19 protein-coding genes are annotated in these 22931 nt (G+C 66.3%); 10 read left to right on the forward strand and 9 right to left on the reverse strand.

Translation table 11 applies throughout. The features are described from left to right. The first annotated feature begins 22 nt into the window (after positions 1 to 22). Positions 23 to 1810 (forward strand): murein transglycosylase A, encoded by a 1788-nt coding sequence (gene mltA, locus AWB75_RS30600; RefSeq protein WP_061127760.1) that lies wholly within the window; start codon positions 23 to 25, stop codon positions 1808 to 1810. Between the two features lie 36 nt (positions 1811 to 1846). Further along, positions 1847 to 2554: a response regulator transcription factor gene (locus AWB75_RS30605; RefSeq protein ID WP_061127761.1), complete on the forward strand. Its 708-nt coding sequence runs from the start codon at positions 1847 to 1849 to the stop codon at positions 2552 to 2554. 40 nt (positions 2555 to 2594) lie between these two features. On the opposite strand, the gene AWB75_RS30610 is transcribed toward AWB75_RS30605, so the two are convergent. Continuing rightward, positions 2595 to 4367, reverse strand: coding sequence for an ATP-binding response regulator (locus AWB75_RS30610; protein ID WP_061127762.1), 1773 nt, complete (start codon positions 4365 to 4367; stop codon positions 2595 to 2597). 231 nt (positions 4368 to 4598) lie between these two features. Here AWB75_RS30610 and AWB75_RS30615 point away from each other — a divergent pair, with 231 nt between their 5' ends. Continuing rightward, on the forward strand, positions 4599 to 5375 hold the full coding sequence (locus tag AWB75_RS30615; protein WP_061127763.1) for a hypothetical protein: 777 nt from the start codon (positions 4599 to 4601) through the stop codon (positions 5373 to 5375). Between the two features lie 7 nt (positions 5376 to 5382). Here the strand turns inward: AWB75_RS30615 and AWB75_RS30620 are convergent, their stop codons facing one another. The 5 genes from AWB75_RS30620 to AWB75_RS30640 form a co-directional block, all read right to left on the reverse strand. After that, complete coding sequence (locus AWB75_RS30620; protein WP_061127776.1) at positions 5383 to 6816, reverse strand: purine-cytosine permease family protein; 1434 nt, start codon at positions 6814 to 6816, stop codon at positions 5383 to 5385. Between the two features lie 64 nt (positions 6817 to 6880). Beyond that, positions 6881 to 7813, reverse strand: a complete 933-nt coding sequence (locus AWB75_RS30625; protein WP_061127764.1) for an electron transfer flavoprotein subunit alpha/FixB family protein — start codon at positions 7811 to 7813, stop codon at positions 6881 to 6883. 13 nt (positions 7814 to 7826) lie between these two features. Further along, a complete protein-coding gene (locus AWB75_RS30630) occupies positions 7827 to 8576 on the reverse strand; it encodes an electron transfer flavoprotein subunit beta/FixA family protein (RefSeq protein ID WP_061127765.1) in 750 nt (249 codons plus the stop codon). 32 nt (positions 8577 to 8608) lie between these two features. After that, positions 8609 to 9748 (reverse strand): acyl-CoA dehydrogenase family protein, encoded by a 1140-nt coding sequence (locus tag AWB75_RS30635; RefSeq protein ID WP_200823056.1) that lies wholly within the window; start codon positions 9746 to 9748, stop codon positions 8609 to 8611. Then, entirely contained in the window at positions 9741 to 10964 is a 1224-nt protein-coding gene (locus AWB75_RS30640; protein ID WP_061127766.1) for a CaiB/BaiF CoA transferase family protein, read from the reverse strand. Before AWB75_RS30640 ends, AWB75_RS30635 begins: the two co-directional genes overlap by 8 nt. Before the next feature lie 107 nt (positions 10965 to 11071). Between AWB75_RS30640 and AWB75_RS30645 the strand changes: the two genes are divergently transcribed. Next, complete coding sequence (locus AWB75_RS30645) at positions 11072 to 11983, forward strand: LysR substrate-binding domain-containing protein (RefSeq protein ID WP_061127767.1); 912 nt, start codon at positions 11072 to 11074, stop codon at positions 11981 to 11983. Between the two features lie 185 nt (positions 11984 to 12168). Here the strand turns inward: AWB75_RS30645 and AWB75_RS30655 are convergent, their stop codons facing one another. After that, positions 12169 to 12879: a glycosyltransferase gene (locus AWB75_RS30655; protein ID WP_061127778.1), complete on the reverse strand. Its 711-nt coding sequence runs from the start codon at positions 12877 to 12879 to the stop codon at positions 12169 to 12171. Between the two features lie 208 nt (positions 12880 to 13087). Here AWB75_RS30655 and AWB75_RS30660 point away from each other — a divergent pair, with 208 nt between their 5' ends. The 5 genes from AWB75_RS30660 (at position 13088) to AWB75_RS30675 (ending at position 18037) form a co-directional block, all read left to right on the forward strand. Continuing rightward, on the forward strand, positions 13088 to 14587 hold the full coding sequence (locus AWB75_RS30660) for a UdgX family uracil-DNA binding protein (RefSeq protein WP_061127768.1): 1500 nt from the start codon (positions 13088 to 13090) through the stop codon (positions 14585 to 14587). 138 nt (positions 14588 to 14725) lie between these two features. Then, the gene (locus tag AWB75_RS30665) at positions 14726 to 15220 is read left to right on the forward strand and encodes a hypothetical protein (protein ID WP_061127779.1); all 495 of its coding nucleotides are present in this window, start codon (positions 14726 to 14728) and stop codon (positions 15218 to 15220) included. Positions 15221 to 15541: 321 nt separating this feature from the next. Further along, positions 15542 to 16135 carry a glycosyltransferase family 9 protein gene (locus tag AWB75_RS30670; RefSeq protein ID WP_061127769.1) on the forward strand — a complete coding sequence of 198 codons (594 nt, stop codon included), beginning with the start codon at positions 15542 to 15544 and terminating at the stop codon, positions 16133 to 16135. 43 nt (positions 16136 to 16178) lie between these two features. Continuing rightward, a complete protein-coding gene (locus AWB75_RS38250) occupies positions 16179 to 16340 on the forward strand; it encodes a hypothetical protein (RefSeq protein ID WP_200823057.1) in 162 nt (53 codons plus the stop codon). A gap of 155 nt (positions 16341 to 16495) precedes the next feature. After that, positions 16496 to 18037: a methyl-accepting chemotaxis protein gene (locus tag AWB75_RS30675; RefSeq protein WP_061127770.1), complete on the forward strand. Its 1542-nt coding sequence runs from the start codon at positions 16496 to 16498 to the stop codon at positions 18035 to 18037. Between the two features lie 9 nt (positions 18038 to 18046). Here AWB75_RS30675 and AWB75_RS30680 read toward each other — a convergent pair whose 3' ends face one another. Both AWB75_RS30680 and pdxR read right to left on the reverse strand, forming a co-directional pair. After that, on the reverse strand, positions 18047 to 19243 hold the full coding sequence (locus AWB75_RS30680) for a M20 aminoacylase family protein (RefSeq protein WP_061127780.1): 1197 nt from the start codon (positions 19241 to 19243) through the stop codon (positions 18047 to 18049). A 102-nt stretch (positions 19244 to 19345) separates the two neighbouring features. Then, positions 19346 to 20833 carry a MocR-like pyridoxine biosynthesis transcription factor PdxR gene (pdxR, locus tag AWB75_RS30685; RefSeq protein WP_061127771.1) on the reverse strand — a complete coding sequence of 496 codons (1488 nt, stop codon included), beginning with the start codon at positions 20831 to 20833 and terminating at the stop codon, positions 19346 to 19348. Positions 20834 to 20969: 136 nt separating this feature from the next. Between pdxR and gabT the strand changes: the two genes are divergently transcribed. Then, positions 20970 to 22253 (forward strand): 4-aminobutyrate--2-oxoglutarate transaminase, encoded by a 1284-nt coding sequence (gene gabT, locus AWB75_RS30690; protein WP_061127781.1) that lies wholly within the window; start codon positions 20970 to 20972, stop codon positions 22251 to 22253. Positions 22254 to 22931 lie beyond the last annotated feature (678 nt).

Raw genomic sequence — 22931 nt, forward strand, 5'->3', positions numbered from 1 at the left:
GCGGTCGCGAGACGAGGGCATCATGGCAACACGAACGAAGCCGCTGTCGATCACCTGCGGCGAACGCGCCGCGCTCAATGCACTCGCCGCGCTCGTGGCCGTGGCGCTCGCCGGATGCGCGGGCGCGCCGCACACGCCCGTCGCGCAGGACGACGCATCCGCTTCGGCGACATCCCGATCGACCGATGACGACGCCCGCATGGTCAGCGCGACGGGCTCCGAACAGGGCATCGCGAATCCGTTGCCGGCGAGCCCAACGGCCACGATCGGCGGCAGCGCGACGGCGTTTGCGACGAAGAACGCGCTCTACACGCCCGTGCCGTTCTCGAGCCTGCCCGGATGGGGCGCGGATAACGTCGCCGAATCGTGGGATGCGTTCCGGCGCAGTTGTGGCGTGCTCGGCGGCAAGCCGGGATGGGCCGCGCCGTGCGCCGCGTCGCGCAATGTCGATGCGGCCAGCAGCGCCGCCATCCGCCGGTTTTTTGAGGACAACTTCACGGTCTACCAGATACGCAATGTCGATAAATCCGCGCGCGGCGTGCTGACCGGCTATTACGAACCGATTCTGAAAGGCAGCCGCGAGCGGCATCCGCCGTTCGTCTACCCCGTCTATGGCGTGCCGACCGACCTGCTGTTTCTCGACGCGCGGCGTCTGCCGCCCGGCGCACGCGGCATGCCGGTCCCGGCGCGCATCGAAGGCCGCAACGTCGTGCCGCTGTCGACGGTTTCGATGAGCGGCAAGACGTACACGCTTCGCGTCGGCGATACGGTGCCGGACATCCGCGACAAGAAGCTGCGATTGCGCCGCGAAGGGGCGAATATCGTGCCCTACTACTCGCGCGCGGAGATCGAGCGCGGTTTGAGCAAGGCCCCCGTGCTCGCCTATGTGGAAGACCCCGCGATGCTCTATTCTATGCAGTTGCAGGGTGCCGGAAAGATCGTGTTGCCGGACGGCAAGACCGTCATCCGGCTCGCCTATGCGGAACAGAACGGTTTTGCGTTCAACCCGCGCGTCGCCAGCGCGGGAACGAAGGGTCGCAGAATTTTGGTGCGGGGCGTCGAGATCGACCTTGAAGAAGGCACCGTGAGCACTCGGATCACTCAAAACAACGACGGCGGCGACGCTTCCGACGATGCGCCCCAGTCCTCATTGCTGCGCGGCGCGCAGGACCCGCCTTCCGCGAGCGCGCACGGCGATGCCGACTCCGCGCCGGAATCGCCGCTTTTGCGCGGCTTCAATCTCGCGAAGAGCGCCGCCGCGCATCCGGCGCGCGTGAGTGCGCCATCGGCGCCGTCTGCGACGACGGTCGGAACCGTCCTCGCGGCGAAAACCGCAGCGCCATCGCTCGCGAACGCGCCGCCGATCAGCTACACCTACGCTGCATCGGACCCGAGTTATGTGTTCTTCCGCATGATTCCCGATTCGCCCGCCGGCCCCATCGGCGCACTCGGCGTGCCGCTTTCCGCGGGACGCTCGGCGGCCATCGATCCGCGCACGACGCCGCTCGGCGCGCCGGTTTTCATCGACGCGAGCGAGGGCGCGGCGTCCGTCACGCGTCTCTTGATGGCGCAGGACGCGGGCGGCGCGATACGCGGCGCCGTGCGCGCCGACTACTTCCTCGGCACCGGGCCGCATGCGCAACAGCAGGCGAGCCGGATCAAGCAGCCCGCGCAGATGTGGGTGCTGCTGCCCAAAGGACTCCGGATTTCCGCGAAAGAAAGCGGCGTGCGCGTGCGAGGCGGTCCGATGATCCCGAGCGCCGATTGCGTCGTGAGCGATCCGGACCTGTGCGTCGACGATACCCAATGAAATGCGAGCGCTGAACGCGCCCTAGCGGGAGAAAACATGAGGTTTCTCGTCGCCGATGACCATGAACTGATCCGCCAGGCCGTCAAATCCCTGTTGCGTGGAATCGATCCCGACGCGCAGTTCGACGAAGCCGACAACTGGGAGACGCTCGCCGCCGCCGCGCGCCCGGAAGCGAATCACGATCTAGCGATCGTCGATCTGCACATGTCGGGCATGGCGAGCGCGGCGTCGCTGACGGCGCTGCTGAAAGCGAACCCCGCGCTGCCGCTCGTGGTGCTGTCCGCGGAAGAATCGGTCGATGAAATGCGCGCCGTGCTCGCCGCCGGCGCGCTCGGTTTCGTGCCGAAGCGCGAACCCGCCAACGTGATGGTCAAGGCGATCGAGCTGGTGCTGTCGGGCGGCGCGTATGTGCCGATCGAAGCGCTGAGCCTCATCGATCCGACGCCCGCGCGGCTCGCCCGTCAGACAGCCGCCGAGCGCCCGCGCCCCGTCACGCATGCGTCGGCCGCCGCGCTCGCGCCGCATCATCTGCATCTAATGGAAAACCTCTCGCCGCGGCAGCGCGAAATCATGCGGCTCGTGCATCGCGGCTGCACGAACAAGATGATCGCGCGTGAGCTGCTCGTGGCCGAGGGCACGGTGAAAGTGCATCTTTCGGTGATTTTCCGGGCGCTCGGCGTGCACAACCGGTCGTCGGCGATCGCGCTCATCAACGGCTGGCTGCAAAGCGGGCGCACGCTTTGACCGATGCCGCCGATGCCGCCGATGCCGCCGGTCACGCCATTCACGCCGCCGCGTCCTGTCCGCGCGCCTGCAGCAGCGCATCGAGCGTGCGGCGCAGGCGCGTCGGCGTGACGGGCTTGTGAAGGATCGGCACGCCTTCGGCCGCGAGCGCCGCAAGTCCGGGCGACGCCATGTCGCCCGTGATCACCACGCTCGCCGGCTCGCCATGCCCGCGCCGCCGCAACGCCTCGCGCACCGCCTGAAGCACCTCGGCGCCGGTTCCGTTGCGATCGAGCTGGTAATCGCACAGGAGCGCATCGGGGACGAAGCCGTCGGAAATCGCACGCACGGCGGCGAGTTCGTCGCGGCAGCCGCGCACGATGCAGCCCCAGCGCGCGAGCAACGCGCCGAGTGCGTCGAGGTTCGCGGGATCGTCGTCGACGCACAGCACGCGGCGTCCTTCGATGCATCCGCCAATCGATAACGGCGCGCACAGACTCGATGTCGCTAGGCTCGCATCGCCGAGCCGGACCGGCACGCGGATGGTCGTGCCGCGGCCGGGCCCGGAACGCAGTATCGGTTCTCCGCCGAGGAGGCGCGTGAGACGGCGCACCGTCGCGAGTCCGAGCCCGTGGCCCTGACGCGCGGCATGTTGCGGCAGCGGCGCCTGATAGAAGTCCTCGAAAACGAGCGCATGCTCGTGCGGCTCGATGCCGATGCCCGAATCGCGCACTTCCACATGACAGCGCGCGGTGCCGCCGTACCGCACGCCGATCCAGATCGAGCCGCGCTCGGTGTAGCGCACGGCGTTCGACACCAGATTGCCGATCACGCGTTCGAGCAGCACCGGATCGGTGAACGCGATAACTTCCGTCGGCGCGATACGCAGCGCCAGCCCTTTCGCCGCGGCGGCGGGCCGGAATTGCCGCTCGATGCGCGCGAGCAGCTCCGCCAGCCGGAAATGCTGCGGAATGACCTGTGTCACGCCGCTTTCGATGCGCGCGAGATCGAGCACCTGATTGAAGAGCTGATTCAGCGCCTCGACATTGGCGATGATGTGTTGCGCGGACTCATCGCGTTCCTGCGCGCTCGCGCGGTTGTCGCTCAACGCCTGCGCGAGGAGTCCGATAGCGTGCAGCGGTTGACGCAGATCATGACTCGCGGCCGCGAAAAAGCGCGTCTTCGCGAGGCTCGCTTCCTCGATCACGCTTTTCTGGACTGCGATGGTTTGCGCCTGGCGCTCCTGATGCATGCGCGCCTCGACGATGCCGCGAAACAGCCCGCGATACTGCGATCCGAACACGTGCACGGCGGCGACGAACACCGCCAGCACGAGGCCCAGTTCGAAGCGGCCGTCATCGGGCCATAGCAGGCTGATCGCGGTGACGGGCAGCAGCAGCGTCAGCACCGCGCCCGACAGATTGAGCAGATTGAGCCCGTTCGATACATAGGCGAGCGCGGCCAGCGTCACGAGCAGAACCGCCTGCGTAACGACGAACGCGGCGGATTCGCTTCGGAACGCGAAGCAGATCGCGATGCCGGGCGCTGCGTGCAGCATCACGTTTCTCAGCGCGTGCAGGCGGATCCAGCGCCGGGTGTCGAAACGAAGCGGATCGCGCCGCCGCCAGCCCCATAGGCAAATTGCGAAACAGTTCGCAATCCCATAGAAAACGAGGCACCAGAGCAGGGGCCGCCCGGGATGCGTCTCTGGAAGGCAGAATGCGCCGAGAACCGCAATGGAACACGTGTGCGCGATGAAGGATACGGGGTCCGCCGCATAGAGCGCGCTTGCGAGATCCTCGTCGATCTCGCCACGCTCACGATCGCCATGCATCTGTCATCCCCTTTTTGCGTTGCTTGCTTCGGGTGACGTCAGGCATCGGGCGGACGTTGTGAATCGGGACGGCGCGTTCGCTGTGCAATTCGTGGTCGCCTGCTTGACCGGTTTACCCGAAAGTTTAGTCAACGGATATGACTAACTTCATATTGGTCGTTCCATAGGAGAAAACCATACTCATGACGTTGCCACCTATTCGAGGGGATTGACAACGTGGAGACCTTAACTATGAATCCCGTCTGCGAGACGGGCGCGCCTTCGATGCTCACCGATCTGTGGCGCAGGCGCACGCAACTGTCGCACGACGAAATGGCGTCCATCTACAAGCTCGTGAAAGGCGCATTGCGCAGCTATCACCCGCCCGAGCTGCAATCGCTCAGGGAGGACAAGGAGGAACTCGTCGCGCAATTCATTTATTCGAAAGTGCTGCGTCTCGAACCGGGACACGGCGAATCGCACGCGAGCGAACAGAGCGCGCCATCGAGCGGCTATGCGGTATGCACGTATTTCAGGCGCTTTCTGATCGATTGCCTGCGCAGCGCGAGCTATCAGCGCGACGTGTCGATGGAGCTCGACGGCATCGTTCAGCAAGTCGATGCACACGCGCACGCCGTCGACGATCCGGTCGAATCCGTGTTGATGCAATACGGCCTCGACGAAGCGCGCGTGCGAGCTCTCGCGCGCGCCTTCATCGACGATCTCGACAAGTACGAGCAACTCGTGCTCGCGGGGACCCTCGGCTGGTGCTCGGGCGGTAAAGGCGGCCTGTTCGGGATCGCGACGCGGCATCACATTCCTTCGTACCACTATCGCGCGGTCCGGCTCGGCGTCACGTTGAAGAAATCGGCGCAGAGCGCGGATTTCGCCGCGACCAAGATCGGCCGATGGATCGGCGGCGTGCTCGGCATCGCGATCAGCGCGGAGAATCAGGCCGCCATTCTGCTCGTGCTGAACCTGCTCGCGGTCGAATCGAGCCAGACGAGGTTTTCCTCGGAGACGCTCTGACGATGCTTCAGTCGGCGTCGGTCATCGCGGTGGGCACGATGAGCCTCTCCGGCGCGGTCGATTTCGCGAAGCGCGACACGGCGTAGTACAGCAGGCCCGGCACGACGATGCCCACGATCCACGACACATCGACGCCGCCGAGCGCGTCGACCCACGGGCCGGTGTAGAAGCCCGTCGCGACGAACGGCATCTGCACGAGCACGCCGAGCGCATAGACCGTGATGCCGGCGACGTTCCATCGACCGTAGCGGCCGTTGACGTCGAACAGCGCCGGCACGTCGTAGCGTTCGCGCGTGACCCAGTAGTAGTCGACGAGATTGATCGCGCTCCACGGCGTGAAGAACACGAGCAGAAACAGCAGGAACGAAGAGAAGGCCTTGAGGAACGAGTGCTGTCCGAGAAGCGCGAGCGCGCTCGACGCCGCCACGCTCAGCAGCACGAAGACGAGGCGCGTGCGCGCCGGAATCTCGCGCTGTCCGCCGAAGCCGGTGACGATGGCCGCGACCGACATCACGCTGCCGTATGCGTTGAGCGTGGTGATCGTCAGCTTGCCGAGCGCGATCGTGAAATAGAGCACGGCGGCGATCGCGCCGCTCGCGCCGAGCCCGACGATGAACCCGACCTCGTGCCCTGAAAAGCGCTCGCCGGCGAGCGCGGCGGCCAGCACGCCGAAGGTCATCGACACCTGCGCGCCGATCACCGTGCCGCTGAATACCGCGAAGAAGGTCTTGAGCGCGGACGTCGACTTCGGCAGATAGCGCGAATAATCCGCGACGTACGGCCCGTACGCGATCTGCCACGACGCCGACAGCGAGACCGCGAGCAGGAACGAAGCGACGGTGAAGTGCCGGTTGGCGAGCAGCGTGTCGAGCGCGTGGCCGTGCAGCAGGCTCGCGAACAGATACAGGAACGCGAGCGTGCCGACGATGCTCGACACGCGGCCCATCGCATGAATGATGCGATAGCCGAGCGCGGTGAGCACCACGACCAGCGCCGCGAAGATCAGGATCGATGTCGTGTTGTCCGTGTGCAGCAGCTCGCCGATCGCCTGTCCCGCGAGCACCGTGCCGCCCGCGGAAAAGCCGATGTACATCACGCAGACGAGCACGAGCGGGATGATCGCGCCGTACACGCCGAACTGCACGCGGCTCGAGATCATCTGCGGCAGGCCGAGCTGCGGTCCTTGCGCGCCGTGCAGCGCCATCACCGCGCCACCGAGCACCTGGCCGATGAGAAGCCCGATCAGCGACCAGAACACATCGCCGCCGAGCACGACCGCGAGCGCGCCGACGACCACCGCCGTGACCTGCAGATTCGCGCCGAACCACAGCGTGAACTGGCTGAAGAGATTGCCGTGGCGCTCGGCGTCGGGAATGTAGTCGATCGAGCGGCGCTCGATGAGCGTTGCATTGCCGGCGGAATTCGTGGTGTTACGTTCCATGCTCGTCTCCTGAGCGGTGAGGAACTTCATGAGGGAATGTGACGCGCCCGCTGTGCCGCGGAATTCAGATCGCGTCGATGAACGCCGGAACGATCTCGTGCAGATCGCCGACGATGCCGTAATCGGCGACGCCGAAAATCGGTGCTTCGGGGTCCTTGTTGATCGCGACGATCACCTTCGAGTCCTTCATGCCGGCCAGATGCTGGATCGCCCCGGAAATCCCGACGGCCACATACAACCGGGGCGCGACGATCTTGCCGGTCTGTCCGACCTGATAGTCGTTCGGCACGAAGCCCGCGTCGACGGCGGCGCGCGATGCGCCCAGCGCCGCGCCGAGCTTGTCGGCGAGCGGCGCGAGCACCTTCGCATAGTTTTCGCCGCTGCCGAGACCGCGCCCGCCCGACACGACGATGCTCGCGTTCGTGAGCTCGGGGCGGTCGAGCTTCGTCGCCTCGCGGCTCACGAAACGCGACAGGCCGGAATCGGGCGCGGCCTCGATGCGCTCCACCGGCGCGCTGCCGCCAACGGCTGCCACCGCGTCGAAGCTCGTGGCGCGCACGGTGACGACCTTGACGCGGTCGGCCGAGCGCACGGTCGCGATCGCGTTGCCCGCGTAGACCGGGCGCTCGAACGTGTCGTCGCCGACGACGGCGGTGATGTCGCTGATTTGCGCGACATCGAGCTTCGCGGCGATGCGCGGCATCACGTTCTTGCCGTAGGCCGTCGCCGGCGCGAGGATGTGCGTGTAGCGCGACGCGAGGGGCAGCACCGTCGCCTCGACGTTCTCCGCGAGGCCGGCTTCGAGTTGCGGCGCATCGGCCAGCAGCACCTTCGACACGCCCGCGATCTTCGCCGCCGCATCCGCCGCGCGCTGCGCGCCGTGACCCGCGATCAGCACATCAATGTCGGTGCCGATCTTCTGCGCGGCGCCGATGGTTTTGAGCGTCGCCGCATCGACCGATTCGCAGTCATGCTCCGCGATGATCAGAATCGTCATTTCCCTGTCTCCTTCAAAGAACCCTGGCTTCGGTCTTGAGCTTGCCGATCAGCGCCTGCACGTCGGGCAGCTTCACGCCGGCGGCGCGCCTGGATGGTTCGCTGACTTTCAGCGTCTGCAAACGCGGCGTTACATCCACGCCGAGTTCTTCCGGCCGGATCGTGTCGAGCGGCTTTTTCTTCGCCTTCATGAGGTTCGGCAATGTGACGTAGCGCGGCTCGTTCAGACGCAGATCGGCTGTGATGACGGCGGGCAGTTTCAGCGACAGCGTTTCGGCGCCGCCGTCGATTTCGCGTGAGACCGTCGCGTGGCCATCCGCGATCGAGATGCTCGAAGCGAACGTCGCTTGCGGCAGGCCGGCGAGCGCGGCGAGCATCTGGCCGGTCTGATTCGAATCGTCGTCGATGGCCTGCTTGCCGAGCACGATGAGTTGCGGCGCTTCCCTGTCCGCGACGGCCTCGAGCAGCTTCGCGACGGCGAGCGGTTGCAGCTCCGCGTCCGATTCGACGAGGATCGCGCGGTCCGCGCCCATCGCGAGCGCGGTGCGCAACGTGTCCCGCGCCTCGCCGACGCCGCAGCTCACGGCGATCACTTCAGTCGCGACACCGGCTTCCTTCAGGCGCACCGCGGCTTCCACGGCGATCTCATCGAACGGATTGACCGACATCTTCACGTTCGCGAGGTCCACGCCCGACTGATCCGACTTCACGCCCACTTTCACATTCGCGTCGGCGACGCGCTTGACTGCCACCAGAATTTTCACGTTCCGTCTCCCCTTTCGAATGCCGATGCGCGTCACGCGAACAGCGCACGCGCGATGACCGTGCGCTGGATCTCCGACGATCCCTCGTAGATCCGCAGAATCCGCGCGTCGCGCACCAGACGCTCGATGCGCATCTCGCGCGTGAAGCCGTAGCCGCCGTGAACCTGCAAGGCGGCGTCGGTGACGAACGCCACCATTTCCGACGCGTAGAGCTTGGCCATCGACGCCAGCTCGGTGAACGGCTCGCCCGCGGCGCGCCGTGCGGCGGCCTGAAGCGTCAGCAGCCACGCGGCTTCGAGGCGCGTCTTCATGTCGGCGAAGGTCCATTGCAGGCCTTGCTTGTGCGCGAGCGGCTCGCCGCCGACTTGGCGCTGCTTCGCCCATTCGACCGCGTCGCCGATCGCCGCTTCGGCGATGCCGAGACTCGTCGCCGCGACGTCGAGGCGGCTGTTGTCGAGCACTTTCATCGCGGTGCGAAAGCCGCTGCCTTCCTCGCCGAGCCGGTTCGCCGCGGGCACGACGCAGTCGAGCGCGACTTCGTGCGCCGGCGCGCCGTGAATGCCCATCAGCTTTTCCGGCGGCGAGACAGTCACGCCCGGCGTGTCGCGATCGACCAAGAACGCGCTGATGCCGCGCGTGCCTTTATCGGCCGATGTCTTCGCATAGACGACGATGAACTGCGCCGCGTCCGCGTTGGAGATGAAATGCTTGACGCCGCGAATGTGATAGCTGTCGCCGTCGCGCAGGGCTTGCGTCGTCATGCCCGCCGGATTGGAGCCGGCCTGCGGTTCCGTCAGCGCGAATGCGCCGAGCTTCACGCCCGTCGCGGCATCCGGCAGATAGCGGTCGCGCAGTGCATCCGAGCCGCCGATGAGAATGGAGTCGGTCGCGAGATAGTGCGCGCCGATCATCGACGACGTGGCCGCGCACGCTTTAGCAATTTCGGAAAGCGCGAGGATGATCGCAGCCGGCGACGCGCCGACGCCCTGCCAGCGCTCGGGCAGGTTCATGCCCATGACGCCGAGTTCGGCGAGCGCCCGCACATAGCGCGTGGCCGGGATTTCTTCGCGGTCGATCTGCGCCGCATGCGGCGCGAGTTCGGCCTGCGCGAAACGGCCGATCGCGTCCGCGATTTCGAGGTCGGCGTCGCTGACGCCCAGTCGCTTATACAAGATCGTTCTCCTGAATGGATTCGGCGATGACGCCCTGTGCCGCAAAGCTTGCGATGGTTGCCGCGTCGAGACCGAGCACCTCTTCGAGGACCGTCGAGGTGTGTTCGCCGAGACGCGGCGCGCGCGTCGTGCGCGTGACCGGATAGGCGGAAAACTTGAGCGGCTGGGTGGGCAGCCGCACCGTCGAGCCATCGGCGGCGGCGGCATCGGCGAGCAGGCCGCGCGTTCGGGCGTGCTCGCTGTCGAGCGCCTGCCGGATGCTCTGGATCGGCGCGACCGGAATGCCCGCTGCGCTGAGGTCCGCATTGACGCCGGCGACCGTGCGCGTCGCCGCCCATCGTTCGATGCACGCGCGCAGTTCGGCTTCGTGCGCACAGCGCGACGCGTCGCTCGCGAAACGCGGATCGGCGGCGAGTCCGGGTTGTCCGATCGCATCGGCGAGCCCGGCGAACAGCTTGTTGTTGAGCACCGCGACGACGAAGTGCCCGTCCGCGGCCCGGTACGCGCCGAACGGCGCGGAGGTCGCATGACGATTGCCGACACGCGACTGCGCGACGCCCGTCGCCGCATAGCGCGCGACGAGGCCGGCGGTCAGGTTCAGCGTGGCGTCGAACATCGACACGTCGACGTGCGTGCCGCGTCCGGTGCGATCGCGCGCGACGAGCGCGGCCAGCACGCCCCACGACGCGAAGATGCCGCTCACGACATCCGACACGGAATCGCCGACCAGCGTCGGCTCGCCATCGGGCGCGCCGGTCGCGTCCATCAGTCCGCACAGCGCCTGCAAGATGATGTCGTAGGCGGGGCGGCGCGACTCGGGACCGGTCTGTCCGAAGCCCGACACGCTCGCATACACGAGCGCCGGATGCCGCGCCGACAAGGTTTCGTAGCCGATGCCCAGGCGCGCGGCGACGCCCGGGCGAAAGTTTTCGACGACCACGTCCGCCTGCGCGCACAGCGATTGCGCGAGCGTCTGTCCGTCCGCCGTTTTCAGGTCGATGACGACGCTGCGCTTGTTGCGGTTCATGGCCCCGAAGAGGCCGCTTTCGCCGTGCGCGAACGGACCGATCGCACGATAGTCGTCGCCGCCGGGCGGCTCGATCTTGATGACGTCGGCGCCGAGATCGCCGAGCAGCGCCGAACACAGCGGCCCCGCGAGCACCCGGGAAAAATCGATCACGCGTATGCCGTCGAGCGGCAGCCTGGACACAGTCACGGCATCGTCTCCTGAAGAGCAGGCCAAATCGGCCGATGACTCGATTCTGTGCGCGCCGGGCAATTAGATAAAATATCGGAATAAATTAACGGCTATAGGATTTTCGTATGGCTCTCTCGCTGAGGCTGCTACGCTATTTCGTCGCGGCCGCCGAACTGGGCAGCACGACCGCGGCGGCGAATCAGCTCAACGTGTCGCAGCCGTCGATCTCGGTGGCGATCCGCGAACTCGAAACGCTGTTCGACGATCCGCTGTTCACGCGCGGCGCGGGCACGCGCATGACGCTCACGCATTTCGGCGAACGCAAGCTGGCGGAGGCGCGGCAACTGCTGGCGTCGGCATCGGCGTTCGCGACGGATGACATCGGCGAGGAAGACGGCGGCGAGGTGCAGATCGGCGTGTTTCGCACCATCGCGCCGGTTTATCTGCCGCGCGCGCTGGAGCTTGCTCGGGAACGTCATCCGCGGCTGTCGGTGCGCTTCGTCGAAGGCGATCTGGCGCAGCTCGAGACGTGGCTGCGCAAGAGACAGATCGATTTCGCGCTGATGTACGACGTGGGGCTGCCCGGCGACATCGAGCGGGAATGCCTCGCCGAACTGCGGCCGTACGGGCTCGTGCCGGCAGGCTCGCGCCTCGCGAAGCGCAAGCGCGCCGTGTCGCTGCGCGATCTCGCGGCGGAGCCGTTCATTCTGATCGACCTGCCGCAGAGCCGCGATTTCCTGATGACGCCGTTCTGGCAATGCGGGTTGTCGCCGAAGGTCCGCTATCGGGCCGCGTCGATCGAACTCGTTCGCGCGATGGTCGCGAGCGGGCTGGGCGTGTCGCTGCTGATCACGCAAAGCCCGGCGGCGACGCAATCGCCGCTCGTGGCCGAGTGCCCGATTCAGGAATCGACGGTGATTCAGCCGCTGGTCATCGCGAGACCCGCGAGTGCGGCGCGCATGCGCGCGTCGGAACGGATGTCGGCGTGTGTGCGCGATGCGGTCGCCGAGTCGACGCGGGCGCGCACGAGGCGCTGACGCCGGGAACGCCGTTGCGCAGTCGAGCGGCGCGACGCTCCTTTCCTGCGAACAAGATGTGCGTGCCGGCGGCCGCTACCGCCTGGAGTTCGCTCATCCCAAGGCCACGGCGCCCTTGGCGTTCGTTCGAGCAACTGAACGCATTCCTCGTTGCCCGCGGCTCGTCGAAATGATCAAGTGAGGCGTCATGCCGCAATCACCGCCATATTCGACGATTCGGCGGCGTCGGCGCCCATCGGCAGATAGCGCTTGCTGACTTCCAGCAGCGTCGCGCCGAATCCCTTCTTCGCCCGAAAATCCGTTCGCGCGCTCGTCACCACGCGCGGCGACGCACTCCACTCGATGCGCGCACCGCTCGCGGCGAGCGCCTCGACGAGCGCCACATCCTCGCTCGATTCCAGCGGCGGGAATCCGCCCGCGCGCACATACGCCTTCGCCGACACACCCAGATTTGCGCCATGGATATGCCGATGCCCGTCCGCATCGATATACGTCCGCCCGAAGTGCTCGCGCACCGCGCCGACATGCGGTGTCCAGTCATGCACGCCGATCACGCCGCACACCACGTCCGCGCAGCAGTCGAGCTGGCGCACGAGCCAGTCTTCCGCGACGGTCGTGTCGGCGTCGGTGAACGCGAGCCAGCGCGCGCCCAGCGCCAGCGCCCGCTCGGCCCCGTGCGCGCGCGCCATGCCGACATTGCGCGCGTCGACGCACGTCACGTCCGCGTCGAGCGTTCGCGCGATAGCGCCGGTTTCGTCGGTGCAGCTATCGAGCACGACAATCACGCGCGCCCCTTCTCCAAGCAATTGATGATGATCCGCGGCGCGGCGCGCAGCCGCCACGCACGCGCCGATATGCGCGGCTTCGTTGTGGGCAGGGATGACGATGGCAAGCATGTCGGCTCCGTGTTCGATGTTGTTCGGCCGGCCCGATAAGGCAATCGGCGGCCGCGATGGATCGATTTCAGCAATGACCGTTCCCATCGTTCCCCGTCTCGAATGCCACATAAAAGGGCACGACCGTCTCCAAATAATTGCCCGAAAGCAGCGGACATCGCTAGAATTACTGTATGGATATACAGTACTTTTCTGATTCCCCTCTCCGATGAAAAGCGTCATCCTCGATCCGTCGTTTGCTGCCTGGCGTACCGAAGCGCGCAACCTGCTCACGGAAGGCGTGCGGCCGGAAGACGTGTTCTGGCGAGAAACCGATGCATCGGCAACGGTGTTCGGCTCCATCGTTCCGCCCCCGCCCGGCTCGGTGGACCCGAACGCGAAAAAGCCGGTCAAGATCGCGCGCGAATTCCTCGCCATGCTCGAAACGGCGGCGTGCTATCGCGCGCCGGACCGCTGGCCGTTCCTCTACAAGGCGCTGTGGCGCTGGACGCAGGGCGATCGGGCAATCGCGTCGCCGCAGGACGCGGACGGTCTGCGGCTGCACCGGATGATCGAAACGGTCGAAGCCGAAGAGCGCGAGATGCGCAAGGTGCTGCGCTTCCGGCATCGCGACTCGTCGCTCGGGCCGCCCGAGTTCATCAGCTGGTTCGAGCCGGTGCACGACCTGCTGGAGCACGCCGCGATGCACTTCGCCACGCGCATGGGCAACGCCACGTGGATGATCGCCACGCCGCACGGCGCCGCCTTCTGGGACGGCGCGCTCCTGCGCGTGGACCGCACGAGCGAGCCGGAAGAAAAGCCGATGGATTTCGGCGACACCGCGATGAGCGGCGAGGCCGTGAGCGGCGACGCCATCGAGGCGCTCTGGCTCGCCTACTACGAGAGCACCTTCGCGCCGGCGCAGGAGAATGCCGCCGAAATGGCGTCGCACATGCCGGTGCGCTACTGGAAAAGCCCGGAGAACGCGCGCACCGATCCCGCGCTGATCTCCCGCGCCGATCCATATGCGCGGCGCGACCGTCATCCGCGCAACGTGCCGCCCGAGATGGAAGTGGCCATCAACACGGATCTGGAGCCGATCAAAGGCACGCTGCTCACGGAGCCGCCGTCGCTCGACGCGTGCAAGCGCTGCGCGCTCTGGCGCAACGCGACACAGGCCGTGCCGGGCGTCGGCCCCGCCGATGCGCGCGTGATGCTGGTCGGCGAGCAGCCGGGCGATCAGGAAGACCGCGAGGGCAAGCCGTTCGTCGGCGCGGCGGGCGCGCTGCTCGACGAAGTGCTCGCCGAGGCCGCGCTGTCGCGCGAATCGCTGTATCTGACCAACGCGGTGAAGCACTTCAAATGGGAAGCGCAGGGCGAGGAGCGCGCGCATCTCGCGCCCGCGCAGCGCGAGCGCGAGGCCTGCCGCTTCTGGCTCGAGGAAGAACTGAAGCGCATCGCGCCGAAGGTCGTCGTCGCGCTCGGCGCAACGGCGTTGAAGGCGCTCACGGGGCATCGCACGGCGCTGTCCGAGTATCTCGGCAAGACTATCGAGCACAAGGGGCACATCATCGTGCCGACCTATCACCCTTCATATCTGATGCGCCTGACCGACGACAAAGTGCGCGCGGAAGTCTTCGGCACGATCGTCGAGGCGCTCGTTTTCGCGCAGCAGATCGCGGACGGCATCGCGACCATCCGCACGCCGGTCAAGGACCGCACGCGCTAAAAGCGTCGAAAAAAGTCCAAATGCAACAGGAAGCAACAGGACGAAACAAGTCGAAAGCGCCGTCAACGTTCCTGTAAGCCGCGCGTTATACCGGTGTCGCGCCGCCCGGCGCTCACCGAAGGTCCCCACAACAACCTCATGGCCGCTCTCCCGCTCGAAGAACTACGCCGTCAACAATCCCTCATTGCGCTCGTGCCGAAATCGGCGGGGCAACTGAAGACCGAACGCGAGCGCATCATCGCGCGCCTGCAACTGTTGCTCAAAGCGACCATCGCGCTGGCGCTCGCGGGTGCGGCGCTGATCGCCTGGCTGCCGTTTTCGCCGGTGCCGCACGAATTCCGCTTCGGCGCGCAGGAAGTGCTCGGCGTCGCGGTGTTCGCGTCGTGCCTGTTCATTCTGCATGAGCGCGCCGAACTCGAACTCGGCCTTTACGACTACGAGCCGGTCGAGCAGACCACGCAAGGCGAATTGCGCGCGCTGCTGCATCGCGTGCCGGAAGGCGTGTCGTATCAGGAAGCGCTCGCCGCCGATCAGCGCACCTTCGTGACCGGCGAAGTCGACGGCATCCGCCGCCGCGCCGAAGCGTTCACGCCGAAAGCCCTGCCTGCCGACGACGGCAACACGGAAACCTGAACGCCGCGCGCCTGGCGCGATCCGCACGCCCGAGCCGCCGCCTCGCCATCGCGAGGCGGCGGCTTTTTACATCGGCACTGAAAATCGCCGCGCCTTGACGAGCGCCGCTGCGACACCTTCAATACGTGACAAATGCCGTGACAGATGCCGTCATCGACGTTCAAACTGTCACGGTGCGGGATGCAATCTGTCTCCGCGGCGCACGCGCCGCCCCGCGCAGCGCGCCGCCGGCGGCGCGGGCACGACGGGTGCTTGCCAAGCGTCCGGCCCCCGCGATTTCGCGGACATCGAAACGAGGCCACGCCACTTGCAGGAGCCAGGATGCGAGCCACACCCCTTTCCACCCTGAGCGACGAGCTCGCGCCCGCGCTCGTCCCCGACGAGCCGAGCGTCATGCCGTGCTCGAACGCTGGCCCGCCGTCCGATGCCGATTACGACGAGCTCGCCGCGTTCCACGGCATCGAGCGCGAACGGCTGGTGCTGATCCATCCGGGCAGCCATCACGACGCGCCCGCGTGGCCCGCCGAGCGCTACGCCGATGTCGCCGACCAGCTCGCCGCGGACGGCTGGCAGATCGCGATCGTCGGCGACGCGCCCGATCCCGAGCGCACCGCGGGCGTCCTCGGCGCGATGCAGACGGCCGCGCTCTTTCTTGCGGGCGCGGTCGCACCGCGCACCTTGCCGCAGTTGATCGCCAACGCGCGCCTGCTCGTGTCCGACGATGCCGCCGCGTCCTCGCCCGTCGCCACGGCCCGCGCGCTCGGCACGCCGCACATCGTGCTCGACGAGCATCCGCGCGACACCGGCAGCGACGCCATTGCCGCCCGCGCCCGCGCCGCGCTGTCGAAAACCGGCGACGCGCATCCGGGCGAGCCGTTCACGCTGCACATGCCGGCGGCGCACGAATCAGCGTAACGGCGAGCCCAACGCGTCACCGTTCCACCTTCCGGGGGACATCATGAAATTCGATATGCAGACCACGCCCATTCCGGACCCCATCGCGGACCCCAACCGCGATCCGGAATCCGATCCGTTCCTGCCGAATTCGCCGGGGCATCGCCCGGAAGAGCCGCAGCATCCCGATGCACCGCCCGACAAGGACCCGATCCGGCGCCTTTGATCTGATGATTTGACGTAGCGATCCACCCGCGCCTTCCTACGGGAGTTCCCGCCCTACATGTGCCGCGCAGCCTGCCGTAAAGCGGGCATGCGGCGGCATGCGCCGTCGCACGAGGACAGACAACGCAAAGAGGCGACGGGCGCAATATGAACAGAATGACGTTGAACAGGAAGCTCGGCTCGATGATCGCCGTGCTGTGGATCGGCTTGATCGCGATCGGAATCATCGGAGCGTGGCAGAACCGGACGTCGATGATCGACGACCGCAAGGAGCAGTTGAAGACCCTCGTCAACGAGGCGCACGCGATCACCGCGCACTATGCGGCGCTCGCGGCGAACAAAACGCTCACCGAAGAAGAAGCGAAGAAGCGCGCGCTCGAAGCGGTCGGCGCAATCCGTTACGGGACGGACGGCTATCTCTCCATCAACGACTCGCATCCGAAGATGGTGATGCACCCGATCAAGTCGGGCATGAACGGGCAGGATCTGTCGGGCTACACGGACCCGGCGGGCAATCGCCTGTTCGTCGATATCGTGAAGGCGGGCGATCAGCCCGGCGGCGGCTTCGTCAACTATCTGTGGCCGAAGCCCGGCAGCGACAAGCCGGTCGGCAAGATGTCGTATTCGCAGCGTTTCGCGCAGTGGGACTGGTATCTCGTCACCGGCATGTACATGGACGACGTGCAGAGCGCGTTCTACGCGAGCGCGCTGCGCTGGCTCGCGATCACGGCGCTGCTCGGCGGCATCGCGACGGCGGCGATGCTGATCGTCCTGCGCAGCATCAGGCGCAATCTCGGCGGCGAGCTGGAACTCGCGGTCGGCGCGGCGCATCGCATCGCGCGCGGCGATCTGACGGGCACCGTCGACGTCCATCCGGACGATACGACCAGCCTTCTGCATGCACTGAGCGTGATGCAGCGCGGTCTCGTCGAAACGGTTTCGCGGGTGCGCAACGGCACCGAGAACATCAACGTCGGCGCTTCGGAGATCGCGGCGGGCAATACGGACCTGTCGCAGCGCACCGAGGAACAGGCCGCGGCGCTCGTGCAGACCGCGTCGAGCATGGACCAGATGACCGCGAACGTGAAGAACAACGCCGAAAGCGCGGCGCAGGCGGCGCGTCTCGCGGAACAGGCGGCGGACGTGGCGACGCGCGGCAGCGGCGTCGTCGGTGACGTGATCGACACGATGACGCGCATCACGGCAAGCTCGCAGCAGATCGGCGACATCATCGGCGTGATCGACGGCATCGCGTTCCAGACGAACATTCTTGCTTTGAACGCCGCTGTCGAAGCGGCGCGTGCCGGCGAGCAGGGACGCGGCTTCGCGGTCGTCGCGGCCGAAGTGCGCAGCCTCGCGCAGCGCTCGGCGACGGCGGCGAAGGAGATCAAGGCGCTCATCGAAACGTCGACGCAGACGGTCGGGCAAGGCGCGTCGCTCGTGTCGAACGCGGGCTCGACGATGACCGAGATCGTGCAGTCGGTGCGCCGCGTGAACGAGATTCTCGACGAGATCAGCCACGCGTCGCGCGAGCAGAGCGCGGGCATCGAGCAGGTGAACCGCGCGGTCGTCGAGATGGATCAGGTGACGCAGCAGAACGCCGCGCTCGTCGAAGAAGCGGCCGCCGCCGCGCATTCGCTGAAGGATCAGGTGGATGTGCTGCGCGAGGCGATCGGGAGTTTCAGGTTGCCGGCGTGACGCTTCCGGTCACGCGAGGAACCGCTCCACCAGCCGCGCCCAGTAAGCCGCCCCGACCGGCAGATTCCTGTCGTTGAAATCGTAATGCGGGTTGTGGACCATGCAGCCGTCCTCGCCCGCGCCGTTGCCGATGCGCAGGAACGAGCCCGGCCGTTCCTGCAGCATGAACGCGAAATCTTCGCTGCCCATCAGCAGATCCGCGTGCGCGACGACGTTTTCCTCGCCCACCAGTTCGCGCGCCACCTGGATCGCAAATTCCGTTTCCGCGTCCGAATTAACGACGACCGGATAGCCTTCCAGATACTTGACCGTCGCCTTCGCGCCATAACTCGCGGCCTGCGCTTCGACCAGTTCCGTGATGCGGCGCTTGAGCAGCTCGCGCACCTGCGGGTTGAACGAACGCACCGAAAGCTCGAGCGTCGCGCGATTCGGAATGACGTTGTTGACCGTGCCCGCATGCATCGAGCCGACGGTGACGACGGCCGGCTGCGCCGGATCGACGTTGCGCGCGACGATCGTCTGCAATGCCATCACGATGCTCGCCGTGACGACCACCGGATCGACCGACAGGTGCGGACGCGCCGCATGCCCGCCGACGCCTTCGATCACGATCGACACCTGATCGCCCGCGGCCATGAACGGCCCCTTGCGGAACAGGAACGTGCCCGGCTGCGCACCCGGATGATTGTGCACGCCGAACACGGCGTCGCAATGAAAGCGCTCGAACAGGCCCTCCTCGATCATCTTCTGCGCGCCGCTCGGCACGCCGTGCTCTTCCGCCGGCTGAAAGTACAGATGTACCGTGCCGTTGAAGCGGCGCGTGCGCGCGAGTTGGCGCGCGGCGCCGAGCAGCATCGCCGTGTGGCCGTCGTGGCCGCACGCGTGCATCTTGCCGTGCGTCTCGCTCGCCCAGGGCTTGCCGCTCTGCTCGATGATCGGCAGCGCGTCCATGTCGGCGCGCAGGCCGATGCTCTTCGCGCCGTCGCCCGCTTTCAATGTGCCGACGACGCCCGTGCCGCCGACGCCGCGCGTCACGGTCCAGCCCCATTCCTCCAGCCGCCCGGCGACGAGCGCCGCGGTGCGCGTCTCCTCGTACGAGAGTTCCGGATGACGGTGGATGTCGTGGCGGATCTCGCGCAGCGCGGGCGCGTCGTCGGAGAGATCGGCGATGACGGTGAAGTGTCGGCCGGATGAAGCTGTCGTCATGGAAAAACCCTCGATGCGGTACATGGAAAACGGCGCACATGATCCTCCACATGCGCGCCGCTTTCCAGTGTTGGCGCAAACTTTTCGACTATTCGGGCGAAATCAGCGCAAAAAGCGGTCGATCACATCGGCCAGTTTCGCGAAAGCCGGCGCGATGTCCTCGTCCGGCACGCATGCGTAACCGATCAGCAAGCCGGATTCCGCGTCCGGCCGATGCGCGTAATAACCCGACAGCGCCCGCACGACGATGTCCTCCGCGAGCGCGGCGGCGGCCAGCGCGCGATCATCGACGTGTTTCGGCAGCTTCAGCACGAGATGCAGCCCGGCATCGCCGCCGGCGATGGCGAACGTGTCGCCGTAGCGCTGGGCGATCGTCGCGAGCATCGTGTCGCGCCGCTGGCTGTAGAGCGCGCGCATGCGCCGGATATGCGACGTGAAATGCCCCTCGCCGATGAACTCCGCGAGCACCGCCTGCTGCAACAGTTGCCCTTCGCGATACAACTCGGCGCTCGCCGTGGCGAAGCTCTCCGCGAGCGCCTCCGGCACCACGACATAACCGATGCGCAGCCCCGGAAACAGCGTCTTGCCGAAGCTGCCGACATAGATCACTTGCCCGGCCGTGTCCATGCCCTGCAGCGAGGCGAGCGGCCGGCTGCCGTAACGGTATTCGCTGTCGTAGTCGTCCTCGATGATCCAGCAGCGATGCTGCCGCGCGTATTCGAGCAGCATGCGGCGGCGCGCGAGGCTCATCACCATGCCGAGCGGATATTGATGCGATGGCGTGACGAGCATCAGCTTCGGCGGCGCGGCGAGATCGGCGGGCGCCGGCGCGATGCCTTCGGCGTCGACTGGAATCGCCTTCAGATCAAGTCCGGAAACCTGCAGCACGCTGCGCACGCCCCAGTAGCACGGGTCTTCGGTCCAGATGGTGTCGCCGGAATCCGCGAGCAGGCGCGCGGCGAGATCGATCGATTGATGAATGCCGGTCGTCACGACGATCTGTTCCGGCGTGCAGCGCACCGAACGCGACGTGCGCAGATAGTCGGCGAGCGCGTGGCGCAGACCCGCGTGGCCGCCGCCGGGCGCATAGGTCAGCAGATCGGGGCGCGGCTTGCGCCAGTATTTCGCGTGCAGGCGGTTCCATGCGCGCGACGGAAACCGCGACACGTCGGGCACGCCCGGCATGAACGCGCCGCCCTGGCGCTTCGAGACGCCCGCGCCCCCGATCAGCCGCGTCCCGCGCGCGGAAAGCGTCGATTGCGCGGCGGTGCGCGTGCCGGCGTCCGAAGGTGCGTCGTCGAAGAGGATGTCGTCGGGCGCGCTGTCCGCGACGAACGTGCCGCGCCCCGTCGCCGACGATACGTAGCCTTCGAGCGCCAGTTGCTCGTACACCTGCGTCACCGTGTTGCGCCCGATGCCGAGCTCCGCCGCGAGCAGCCGCGACGACGGCACTTTCGCGCCGGCCGCGAGCTCGCGCGTGAGGATCGCCTGCTGCAAAAGCCTGTGCAACTGGCGGTAGATCGGCTGGCCGTTGCCGCGGTCGATGCGCTGCGCGAGCCAGTCGGAGAGCACGCTTGCGCGTGTGGACATCAGATTGGCTCCTATTTATTTATTCAAATGGATCTGATCTTACGGGCCAAATCTTACTATAGTCGGCTCTGTTCGATTCAGCCTTACCGACCTCATCCGACACAGCGCCAAGGAGATTCCCGCCGTGACCACGACCCTGAAGAACGCCGCCCTGCAAGCCCGGAAGAACGCCGCGACCCCGCGCGGCGTCGGCGTGATGTGCGATTTTTACGCGGCACGCGCCGAGAACGCCGAACTGTGGGACGTCGAGGGACGGCGCTTCATCGATTTCGCGGCGGGCATCGCGGTGTGCAACACGGGGCATCGTCATCCGAAGATCGTCGAGGCGATCCGCGCGCAGCTCGACTGCTTCACGCACACCGCGTATCAGATCGTGCCGTACGAGTCGTATGTGTCGCTCGCTGAAAGGATCGGCGCGCGCGCGCCGACCCGGTATCCGAACAAGACGGCGTTCTTCACGACGGGCGCGGAGGCCGTCGAGAACGCGGTGAAGATCGCGCGCGTCGCGACGGGCCGTCCGGGCGTGATCGCTTTCACGGGCGGCTTTCACGGCCGCACGCTGATGGGCATGGCGCTGACTGGCAAGGTCGCGCCTTACAAGACCGGCTTCGGGCCGTTCCCGTCGGACGTGTATCACGCGCCGTTTCCGAATCCTGTGCGTGGCGTATCGGTGGACGAATCGCTGCGCGCGATCGGCCATCTGTTCAGGGCGGACATCGAACCTGCGCGCGTGGCGGCGATCATCTTCGAACCCGTGCAGGGCGAGGGCGGTTTCAATCCCGCGCCTGTCGAATTCGTGCGCGGCCTGCGCAAGATCTGCGACGAGCACGGCATTCTGCTGATCGCCGATGAAGTGCAGACCGGTTTCGCGCGCACCGGCAAGCTTTTCGCGATGGAGCATTACGACGTCGTGCCGGATCTGATGGCGATCGCGAAGTCGCTGGCGGGCGGCATGCCGCTGTCGGGTGTCGTCGGACGCGCGGACATCATGGATGCGGCCGCGCCGGGCGGTCTCGGCGGCACGTATGCGGGCAACCCGCTTTCGGTGGCGGCGGCTCACGCGGTGCTCGACATCATCGACGAAGAGAAGCTCTGCGAGCGTGCTGTGGTTCTCGGTGACAAGCTCAAGGCGAAGCTGCGGGCGCTCAAGGCCGATGTGCCGCAAATCGCCGACGTGCGCGGGCCTGGCGCGATGATCGCGGTCGAATTCTGCAAGCCTGGGTCGCATGATGCCGACGCCGCGTTCGCCAAACTCGTGCAGACGCGGGCGCTTGAGCGCGGATTGCTTTTGCTTGTTTGCGGCGTTGATTCGAACGTGGTGCGGTTTCTGTTTCCGCTCACCATTCAAGAGACGGTTTTCGATGAGGCGCTTGGGATTCTTGAAGAGGTGTTGACGGAAGCCGTCGGCGTGGCGGCTTGATTTTGTTAGTCGTTTGTTTGTTTGCTTGTTTGTCGTTGAATCCTGTTTTGATGTCGGTCTATTAGCGTTGCCCCTCCCCGGGGCGGGGGTAACTTTCTTTGCTGCTGCAAAGAAAGTCACCAAAGAAAGCAGCTTTTCCCAGCCTAAGCACTTCACACCGGCCGCGGCACAGGCAATTGGCCTAATGGCCCCCAGAGTAGCGAGTGTTCCCATTGTTGAGCCGGGCGTGGACCGCGCACGGTCTGACAAGCTAATACGTTGAGCGTGCTGGTTCAGCACGAAATAGCTTCGGCACAGCGCTACGCGCTGCCGCCGGGTATGCAAGGGAAACCAACTGGCCACACATGCAGTGAGATGGAGCCGTCAGCACGAAAGCACGCGCAAACCCGATTGACCGGTCGGCCGCGAAGCGGGCTGGAGCTAAATGGTGCTGAACCAGTCAGTAGTGCGGCGCGATGTGGCAGACCGTGCGCGATCCAAGCCCGGTAAGACCTTTGGGGGCACTCGCTACTGCCGGACCACAAGATTAGTTCTGTGCCGCGGCCGGCATGGAGTGCTTAGGCTGGGGATAGCTGTTTCTTTGGTTACTTTCTTTGCAGCAGTGTATAGACCGGAGACATGGGTAACACCTGTTCCAGGACATGGGTAACACTTCGGACGAATGGTTCGTCCGGAGTT

The organism is Caballeronia catudaia, assembly GCF_001544755.2.
GTDB classification, from domain to species: Bacteria; Pseudomonadota; Gammaproteobacteria; order Burkholderiales; family Burkholderiaceae; genus Caballeronia; species Caballeronia catudaia.

Bases quoted from the DNA above. Each gene is read 5' to 3' on its own strand.
- AWB75_RS30655 (WP_061127778.1), bottom strand. From the start codon at position 12,879: ATGCTTGCCATCGTCATCCCTGCCCACAACGAAGCCGCGCATATCGGC.
- AWB75_RS30610 (WP_061127762.1), bottom strand. From the start codon at position 4,367: ATGCATGGCGATCGTGAGCGTGGCGAGATCGACGAGGATCTCGCAAGC.
- AWB75_RS30625 (WP_061127764.1), bottom strand. From the start codon at position 7,813: ATGACGATTCTGATCATCGCGGAGCATGACTGCGAATCGGTCGATGCG.
- AWB75_RS38250 (WP_200823057.1), top strand. From the start codon at position 16,179: ATGAAATTCGATATGCAGACCACGCCCATTCCGGACCCCATCGCGGAC.
- AWB75_RS30615 (WP_061127763.1), top strand. From the start codon at position 4,599: ATGAATCCCGTCTGCGAGACGGGCGCGCCTTCGATGCTCACCGATCTG.
- AWB75_RS30675 (WP_061127770.1), top strand. From the start codon at position 16,496: ATGACGTTGAACAGGAAGCTCGGCTCGATGATCGCCGTGCTGTGGATC.
- AWB75_RS30680 (WP_061127780.1), bottom strand. From the start codon at position 19,243: ATGACGACAGCTTCATCCGGCCGACACTTCACCGTCATCGCCGATCTC.
- AWB75_RS30620 (WP_061127776.1), bottom strand. From the start codon at position 6,816: ATGGAACGTAACACCACGAATTCCGCCGGCAATGCAACGCTCATCGAG.
- AWB75_RS30645 (WP_061127767.1), top strand. From the start codon at position 11,072: ATGGCTCTCTCGCTGAGGCTGCTACGCTATTTCGTCGCGGCCGCCGAA.
- mltA (WP_061127760.1), top strand. From the start codon at position 23: ATGGCAACACGAACGAAGCCGCTGTCGATCACCTGCGGCGAACGCGCC.
- AWB75_RS30660 (WP_061127768.1), top strand. From the start codon at position 13,088: ATGAAAAGCGTCATCCTCGATCCGTCGTTTGCTGCCTGGCGTACCGAA.
- pdxR (WP_061127771.1), bottom strand. From the start codon at position 20,833: ATGTCCACACGCGCAAGCGTGCTCTCCGACTGGCTCGCGCAGCGCATC.
- AWB75_RS30665 (WP_061127779.1), top strand. From the start codon at position 14,726: ATGGCCGCTCTCCCGCTCGAAGAACTACGCCGTCAACAATCCCTCATT.
- AWB75_RS30605 (WP_061127761.1), top strand. From the start codon at position 1,847: ATGAGGTTTCTCGTCGCCGATGACCATGAACTGATCCGCCAGGCCGTC.
- AWB75_RS30670 (WP_061127769.1), top strand. From the start codon at position 15,542: ATGCGAGCCACACCCCTTTCCACCCTGAGCGACGAGCTCGCGCCCGCG.